Annotated in this window: 6 protein-coding genes; 5 read left to right on the forward strand and 1 reads right to left on the reverse strand. The window is 26.1% G+C overall.

Translation table 11 applies throughout. The features are described 5' to 3' along the window. The 5 genes from ACERKK_RS11495 to ACERKK_RS11515 all read left to right on the forward strand — a co-directional run. Positions 1–618, forward strand: a 618-nt coding sequence (locus ACERKK_RS11495) for a phosphatidate cytidylyltransferase (protein WP_373773219.1), incomplete at its 5' end; no start/stop codon positions are given. Then, positions 615–1,682, forward strand: coding sequence for a 1-deoxy-D-xylulose-5-phosphate reductoisomerase (gene dxr, locus ACERKK_RS11500; protein ID WP_373773220.1), 1,068 nt, complete (start codon positions 615–617; stop codon positions 1,680–1,682). The genes ACERKK_RS11495 and dxr, both read left to right, overlap by 4 nt. Next, on the forward strand, positions 1,672–1,953 hold the full coding sequence (locus tag ACERKK_RS11505; protein WP_373773221.1) for a hypothetical protein: 282 nt from the start codon (positions 1,672–1,674) through the stop codon (positions 1,951–1,953). Before dxr ends, ACERKK_RS11505 begins: the two co-directional genes overlap by 11 nt. Positions 1,954–1,956: 3 nt before the next feature. Further along, a complete protein-coding gene (locus ACERKK_RS11510) occupies positions 1,957–2,382 on the forward strand; it encodes a DUF1566 domain-containing protein (RefSeq protein WP_373773222.1) in 426 nt (141 codons plus the stop codon). A gap of 11 nt (positions 2,383–2,393) precedes the next feature. Next, on the forward strand, positions 2,394–2,933 hold the full coding sequence (locus tag ACERKK_RS11515) for an RBBP9/YdeN family alpha/beta hydrolase (protein WP_373773223.1): 540 nt from the start codon (positions 2,394–2,396) through the stop codon (positions 2,931–2,933). A 5-nt stretch (positions 2,934–2,938) separates the two neighbouring features. Here ACERKK_RS11515 and ACERKK_RS11520 read toward each other — a convergent pair whose 3' ends face one another. Continuing rightward, positions 2,939–4,372 (reverse strand): hypothetical protein, encoded by a 1,434-nt coding sequence (locus ACERKK_RS11520; protein WP_373773224.1) that lies wholly within the window; start codon positions 4,370–4,372, stop codon positions 2,939–2,941. Positions 4,373–4,492: the final 120 nt, after the last annotated feature.

The following is a 4,492-nucleotide window of genomic DNA, read 5'->3' on the forward strand; positions in this document are numbered from 1 at the left end:
GAATCTAAAAAACTATTTGATTTAAAAAGTGATAGTATCTATATTTATACAGCTCTTTTATGGTTTGCAGCATACTTTTATCCAAATCCTGAAGATTTAATTTTTATTGTAGCAATTGGTTATGCATCTCAATTAGCGTATAAAAAAACATTAAATAAAAAACTATTTTTACCTCTTTTATACCCAACTGCATCATTTCTATTCTTATTATCACTTTACAATGAATATGGTGTTATGACACTATTATGGTTATTAGTTGTTGTTGCTAGTACTGATATTGGGGCTTATTTTGTTGGAAAAAGTATTGGAAAAACTCAATTTTGTGAAACAAGTCCAAATAAAACAATTGAAGGTGTAATAGGTGGAGTTGTAACTGCTGCAATATTAGGAACATATTTTGCAAATGACCAATTATCAATTGTAGTTGCTATTATAGTTTCAACAATAGTTGCATTTGCTTCAATTTTTGGAGATTTATTTGAATCATACTTAAAAAGAGAAGCTGGTGTAAAAGATAGCGGAAATATTTTACCAGGTCATGGTGGGATTTTAGATAGAACTGATGGCTACCTTTTTGGTGGTATTGTAATGCTAGTTCTTCTTAGGATTGTAATTTGATTATATTAGGTTCAACAGGTTCTATAGGTGTAAATACACTAAATATTGCAAGAAAGTTTAATCTAAATGTTGAAGTTTTAGTAGCTGGTAGAAATATTGAATTACTAAATAAACAAATAGCAGAATTTAAACCTAAAAAAGTAGTAATTGCAAATAAAGAAGATATTTCAAAAGTAAATCATACAAATGTAAGTTTTGGAGAAGAGTCAATATTAAATGCTATTGAAGATAGTAGTTCTGCTACTGTTGTAAATGCTTTAGTTGGTTTTTTAGGTTTACGTCCAACTTTAAAAGCAATACAGTGTAATAAAAAAATTGCCTTAGCAAATAAAGAATCCTTAGTAGTTGCAGGTAAATTTATAGACCAAAGTAAATTAAGCCCAATAGATTCAGAGCATTTTGGTTTATGGTATTTATTACAAGATAAAAAAATTGATTCAATGACTGTAACTGCAAGTGGTGGGTCATTTAGAGATTATCCCTTAGAAAATCTTGCAAATGTATCAATCAAAGAAGCACTAAACCATCCAAACTGGTCAATGGGAAATAAAATCACAATTGATAGTGCAACAATGACAAATAAGATATTTGAGCTAATGGAAGCTGCGTGGTTATTTGATATTAGAAAACTTGATGCAATAATTGAAACAAAATCATTAATTCATGCAATGATAAATTTTGCAGATGGAAGTACAACAGCACATATTGCAAATGCTTCTATGCAACTTCCAATTGCTTATGCGATATTAGGAAAAGTTGATGAAGAAGTTTTAAAACCTGTTGATTTACTTGAAGTAGGTTCATTAGAATTTAAAAAAATACAGACTTCAAGATATCCAATTTGGGAAGCAAAAGATGAAATTATTAATAATCTTGATTTAGGTGTAGTTTTAAATGCTGCAAATGAAGTTGCGGTTTCTAAATTTCTAAATTCACAAATTGGTTTTTTAGATGTATCAAAAATAACGCTAAATGCTTTAAATAAATTTAATAATATAAGTGTTAAAAATATTGATGATATTTATGCAATAGATAAAGAAGTAAGGTTGTATTGTGAATCTTGATTTACTTATTCCCTTTGGAATATTACTTGCACTTGTTATTTTCCTTATTTATTCAAGAACAAAATTTGAGAAAGATATAGTACAATTATATGAAGAGAAGTTAAAAGAGTGGAAAAAACACTCAACTTCAGATGAAAAAAAAGAGAGTTCAAAAGAATTAGTTGGACTAGTTTTTAAAAAAGATTATAAAGTAAGTGTTGAATTATTTGATGAAAATGTTGAAAGAACACTTAAAAAAGGTAAGTTTGATATAAACAACTTCAAAGGATAAGTTATGAAATACTTAATTCTATTTTTCTTATTTATTTCTGTACTAGATGCAAGAATTTACAGAAAAAGTGATATTCAAGTTGTTATAGATAGTGCGCATAAACTAATGTGGGTAGATAATATCTCTAACTTAAAAGTCTCAAAAAATCATGATGATGCAATTTCATATTGTAAAAATCTTACTCACGCAGGTTATTCAAATTGGAGAATCCCCACTTTAGAAGAGTTTGAATATATTGTAAATAAAAGAAATACAAAAAATTATATAAATTATGCATTTAAATACAATGTTCCAGATGGATATTGGGCCGAAAAAGCACATTGGAGAACATTTTGGTTTTATGCTGATTATATGCATTTTGTAAGTGGAACAGCTTATTTTGATAGTAGACATAAAAAGAAATATGTTAGATGTGTAAGAGATAATTAAAAGGTTAAAAATTGAATAAAAGAGTTTTAGTATTACATGGTTTAGGTGGTAGTGATTTTCCTCATTGGCAAGCACAACTTTCAAGTGATTTAATAAAAGATAACTATATTGTATCTTTTCCTTCATTTCCATCACGAGATAATCCACAACTTGATGAATGGAAGAAAACACTTAAAAAAGAGATAGAACACTTTAATCCAGATATTGTAGTTTGTCACTCATTAGCAAATGTTTTATGGTTTCATACTTGTGATGAATTAAATATAAAACTTGATAAATTAATGCTTGTAGCTCCTGTTAGTAGAACAAGAGTAGTAGAAGCTGCACAAAGTTTTTATCCTTATCCTATTGCAAAAGATTTAAAAGCAAAAGAGGTAATTATGATTGCCTCAACAAATGATCCTTATATGAGTAAAGAAGAAGCTATACAACTTCAAGAAAAACTAGGTGTTAATATTGAAATTTTAGAAGATGCAGGTCATATAAATGCATCTTCAGGTTTTGGTAAATTTGATTATGCCCAAGAGTGGTTAAAAAGAGAAACTATTTAGTTTCTCTATTCAATAATTTTAAAAGAAGAATTTTTATATTTAGGCATTGTCATTCCAGCATTTGCATTAACATACGTAGCATCTGAAATAGTATAAGTTTTTCCTTTATACTCAAAACTATCCCCACTTACCTTACCTTTAAATTCAACAGCAGTTGCAAGATGGTCTGAGAATTTAACTCCAACTACATTTAAATTTAAAAGATTTTTTATAAGTGTTGAAAACATAATACTTCTATCTTCACAATCGCTAAAGGGATAAAAAAGAGTCTCTTCTGGAAACATTACTTTTTCATAAGAAAATTGTTCATCATCAGTCTTATACGAAAATGATTTTTGAGTAAATCTTAATAGAAAATTTACTGCTTCAATTTCTGTTTTTCCTTCTAATTCTTTACTTAACTCTTTTAATAATGTTTGTGATATTAAAGATGAATTTTTACTATTAAAATATATTTTATAATCAGATTGAGGGAAACTTCTATAAAAATCAACTAAATCTTTACTGTAATTAGCTTTTATATTGTATTTCTTATTTTGAAAATCAAATGATAAGTTTTTTGTTTGAATATTATTATCAAATTTAATAGCTTTATTTATCTCAAAAGATAAGCTTTCAATAGATTTTGGGTAATTACCTTTATAAATATGTAACTGTGTAACTCTTTTACTTTTACCTTCTGGTGATAAAACATAATATCGTTTATTTGACAGATTGAAAAAAGATACTTGAAATAGTTTATGTTTTATAGTTGAAAGAAGATAAATAGCATTTGTGTTATAGCCAACTTTTATATCATATCCCATCTTAGACAAAATATACCAAGTGAAAATATTTGTTTTATTTTTATCTTTATAAATATTTTTTCCAATCTCATTTATAAATAAATATTTAGCCCAATCATTTAGTTCTAAATTATCTACATAAGTTTTTATATCTTTTATTAATAGATTTGTTTTTGCTTGGCTTAACTGTGTCCATTTATTACTAATAGTTTTATTATTGATTTCATAAAGTTCAAAATTTATTTTTTTATCATAATTTAGATTTATTTGTTTTCCAAAAAATAAAAATGAGATATTTTCTAAACTTTTATCCAATACTATTTTAGGTACATTTTTAACTTCTACAATTTCTTCTGCTTGAATAGTTGGATACTTTTTAGGTTTAACAATAGGAGATTTATTAATCTCTTGTTTTAAGATTTCTACTTCTTCTTTTATTTTAGGTATTTCTTTTAGTTTTGGTTCTATAAAGAGCTTTTTTTCTTCTTTTGGTTTATAGATTGACCATTTTTCTTTTAACATTGAAGAAAACTCTTCATCCATTGTTTTTTTATACAGACCAAAAGAAGCTGATTGTTCATTTTTCCATTGTTCAAAACTTTGTGCATATAAAAAACTTGTAAATATAAAAGCAATAATAAAAATTTTCTTCATAAGAATCCTAATATAATAAATTTAGGTATTATTTTAGCTAAAATAAAATTCTAATCTACTTTAAGCTAAAATTCATCATAAAATCAAATAATGGATAAAAATGATACTAAGTATTGAAAG

The organism is Poseidonibacter sp. (assembly GCF_041821165.1).
Classification (GTDB): Bacteria; Campylobacterota; Campylobacteria; order Campylobacterales; family Arcobacteraceae; genus Poseidonibacter.

Coding starts and splice junctions, on each gene's coding strand:
- ACERKK_RS11510 (WP_373773222.1), top strand. CDS start 1,957: ATGAAATACTTAATTCTATTTTTCTTATTTATTTCTGTACTAGATGCA.
- ACERKK_RS11520 (WP_373773224.1), bottom strand. CDS start 4,372: ATGAAGAAAATTTTTATTATTGCTTTTATATTTACAAGTTTTTTATAT.